We start from the raw sequence: 307 nt of genomic DNA, 5'->3' as shown, positions 1-307 counted from the left end.
GTGTATTGGGACTTCAGGGCCGTGAACCCGAGCTCTACGAACCCGGAGAGCCTCTCTGCGATTGCGGCCGGAGATCCCGACACTAGGTCGGGCCGGCGGTCCGCGCGCTCGTGTTCGTCCACGCGCACCTCCAGGCTGTAGACGCAGTGATCTCGTTCGGGGCGCCCGGCTCGCGTCGCGCTCCGAGCATGGAGCCGAATTCTGTCTCACTCAGCTGCTAGCGTCGTCCTATGGCAGCAAAAGACTGGGTGATCATCGACATCCCGGATCGGTTGGCCATCGGGCCGCAGGGGCTCCGCAATCGGTG

Origin of the sequence: Luteitalea sp. (genome assembly GCA_009377605.1) — a bacterium.
Taxonomy (GTDB): domain Bacteria; phylum Acidobacteriota; class Vicinamibacteria; order Vicinamibacterales; family Vicinamibacteraceae; genus WHTT01.
The sequence above is the reverse complement of the archived record's forward strand: the minus strand, read 5'-3'. Positions refer to the sequence as shown.